The sequence below is a fragment of the Bradyrhizobium monzae genome (genome assembly GCF_021458635.1).
Classification (GTDB): domain Bacteria; phylum Pseudomonadota; class Alphaproteobacteria; order Rhizobiales; family Xanthobacteraceae; genus Bradyrhizobium.
In genome coordinates this window covers 1-3,241 of record NZ_JAIRDQ010000032.1, presented here as the reverse complement: position 1 = coordinate 3,241, position 3,241 = coordinate 1, and the positions used below count along the sequence as shown (strand labels likewise).

Here is a 3,241-nt window from a genome sequence, read left to right as displayed (position 1 = left end):
GGGTAGTCGAAGGCGAGCGTGGTCGGCAGCCTGGCGCTGATGCGCCCCGACAGGCGGTTGCGCAGCTCGACCGCCATCAGCGAGTCGAGCCCGAGCTCCTTCAGCGGCTGGTCCGCCGGCACCGAGGCGGTTCCGGACGAGGCCAGCACCGCCGCGATCTCCTCCTGCGCCAGCTCCACCAGCGCCGCCAGCCGCTCGCTCTCGCCGGCCAGCGCCGCCAGCCGCACCCGCAAGCCATTGGTGTCGCCGCTTGCCGCCGTCGAGGCCTTGCGCAAGCCGCTGCGCACCAGACCGCGATACAGCGCCGGCACGTCGTCGCTGAGCTGGCGCTGCATCGCGCCGACGTCCAGATGGATCGGGACCAGCATCGCTTCGGGCTGCGATCGTGCCGCGTCCAGAAGATCGAGCCCGAGCTCCAGCGACAGCGCCTGCACGCCCTGCCGGCGCATCCGCATCAGCTCGGCCCGGCCCAGATGCGCCGTCATGCCGACCCCGCGCGGCGCCCACAGGCCCCACAGCAGGCTCTGCCCGGCCAGACCACGATGCCGCCGCTCCGCCGCAAGCGCATCCAAAAACACGTTCGCCGCCGCGTAGTTGGCCTGCCCCGGACTGCCGAGCGCCGCCACCGACGAGAACAGCACGAACGCCGCAAGATCCATCTTTGCCGTCAGCTCGTGCAGATGCCAGGCGCCGTCGAGCTTCGGCTGCAACACCCGCTCCAGCCGCTCCACGGTCAGCGCCGGCACGATGCCGTCGTCGAGCGTGGCGGCCAGATGGAACACGCCCGTCAGCGGACGCTCCGGTGCGATGGCGTTCAGGAGTTTGCCGACCGCGTCACGGTTCGCGACGTCGCAGCTCACCAGCTCGACCGTCTGCGCGCCCAGGGTTTGCAGCTCGGCCACCAGCTCGGAGGCGCCCGGCGCGGCCATGCCGCGACGCGACGTCAGCAGCAGGTGCCGCACGCCATGCTCGGCAACCAGATGCCGGGCGACCTCGCGGCCGATCTCGCCTGCGCCGCCCGTGATCAGCACCGTGCCGCCGTCGGCAAGACGCCGCGGCAGCTGCACCACCTGCTTGCCGACGTGACGGCCCTGCGCCATCTGCCGCAGCGCCGCCGGCATCTGCCTGACGTCGTAGGCGACATAGGGCAACGGCGCCAGCGCACCTTGCGCGAACAATCCCATCAGCTGGGTCAAGAGCGCCGGCATCCGCTCGGTCGGCAGGATGAAGGCATGGTAGCTCACGCCGCGGTATTTTTGCGCGATCGCAGCCGCGTCACGCCCGTCGGCGATCCCCATCTCCAGGAAGCGGCCGCCCCGCGGCAACAGCCGCAGCGAGGCATCGACGAACTCGCCGGTCAGCGCGTTGAGGACGATGTCGACGCCTTCATTGTTGGTGGCCGAGCTGAACTGCCGCTCGAAGCTGAGGTCACGGGAGTTGGCGATGTGACGGCCGTCCAGACCCATCCGTTCCAGCACCGGCCATTTGCCCGGGCTCGCCGTGCCATAGACCTCCGCGCCGAAGTGACGGCACAGCTGCACCGCCGCCATGCCGACGCCGCCGGCCGCCGCGTGCACCAGGACGCGGTCGCCGGATTTGATCTGGCCGAGCTCCTGCAGCGCATACAGCGCCGTCAGATAGGCCAGCGGGATCGTCGCCGCCGCCGCGAACGACATGCCGTCGGGGATCTTTGCCAGCTGCTCGGCCTTCGTCACCGCGCGGGTGCCAAAGCAGCCGCGGCCACAGCCGAACACGCGATCGCCGACCGCAACCGAGGTCACCTCAGCGCCGACCGCCTCCACCACGCCGGCGAACTCGAACCCGATCGCGGGCGAGGCAATCTGGCCCAGCGTGATCAGCACGTCGCGGAAGTTCATGCCGGCCGCACGCACCACGACCCGGACCTCATTGGCGGCCAGCGGCTCCGACAGCTCGGACGCCGCCACCAGGCTGACGCCGTCGAGCCGGCCGGGATCGGTGACCGCAACGCGGTAATCTTCTACGGTGGAAGGCGCCTGAAGGGTGCCCGCGCCGGCGCCAGCGCGCGCCAGCCGCGGCGCCAGCACCGCACCGTGGCGCAGCGCAAGCTCGGGCTCTGACNGTCGTCGCAATGAGCTTGCCCAGCAGTGCTGCATCGGCAGGCACTGCATCCACATCGACAAGCTGCAGCCGCCGATCGGGATGCTCCGCCCGCGCGCTTCGCACCAGGCCCCACAGCGGCGCACGCGTCAGTCCGCCGGCGCCTTCGTCGGCACCGGTCGCAACCGCGCCCTGCGTCAGCCACGTCACATCCGTCTCGTTCAGCCTTGCTTCGCCAAAGATCGCCTGCAGCTCGGCAAGGCCACGCGCCGCCGTCGCATGCGTTGCCGCAAGCACGCCGCCGATGGGTTCAGCCGGATCGGACAGATGGTCGAACACGAGCTGTGTGGGGATCGCGCCGCCTTCGTCGAGCCGCGCAACAACAGCGGCAATGCTGTCGACATGATCGAGCCCGAGACGGGCCGCCAGCCTGCCGTCGCCACCCACGATCAGCGGGGCCGCGTCAGAGGTGGCCTCGGCCTCGCTCAACGTCACCGCGCGCCATTCCAGCCGGTACAGATGCTGCGCCTCGCTGCGCGCGGCCTCGCGGATCTGCGCTTCGCTCGCTTGCTTCAGCCGCAGACCCCCGACATGGGCAACGACGCGCCCATGGCCATCCGCCAGCTGCAGATGCGCCAAGGCCTCGCCTTCGCCGCTGCGCTCGACCGAGGCGCGGACCCGCAGCTCGCGTGCGCCTTGAGCGGCCAGCGACACCTCGGACCATTCGAACGGCAGCAGCAGCGGCGCATCGGCGCCGTCGCTGAGATCGGCGCCGGCAATCCGGTCGAAGCTCAGCACATGCAGTGCGCTGTCCAAGAGCGCCGGATGCAGCCCGTAACCATCCGCTGATGCTCCCAGCGCCTCCGCCAGCACCGCGCGGCCGTAGACGACGTCGCCAACGCGCCAGGCCTCGACCAGCCCCTGGAACAGCGGCCCATAGCCGTAGCCGCGCGCCGCCAGCTTCGCGTAATGACCGCTCAGGTCGATCGGCTCGCCACCGACGGGTGGCCAGACTTCGAGGCCGCTCTCTTGCGTTAGGTCTGCCGCAGCGTCCTGCGCCTCGCCCAGCACGCCCTGCGCATGCAGCGTCCATGACGCGCCTTCAGGAGCATCTTCCGCACGGCTGTAGATGCTCAGGCCCCGGCTAGTTGCAGCACCGGCC

The 3,241-nt window shown here is 70.7% G+C and carries 2 protein-coding genes; both read right to left on the bottom strand.

Features of this window, described 5'->3' with window-relative positions; all coding sequences use genetic code 11:
- Positions 1-1,877, bottom strand: a 1,877-nt coding sequence (locus K3F49_RS39005) for a type I polyketide synthase (protein ID WP_234686152.1), incomplete at its 3' end; no start/stop codon positions are given.
- Between the two features lie 28 nt (positions 1,878-1,905).
- Complete coding sequence (locus K3F49_RS39000) at positions 1,906-3,150, bottom strand: polyketide synthase dehydratase domain-containing protein (RefSeq protein WP_452101163.1); 1,245 nt, start codon at positions 3,148-3,150, stop codon at positions 1,906-1,908.
- Positions 3,151-3,241: the final 91 nt, after the last annotated feature.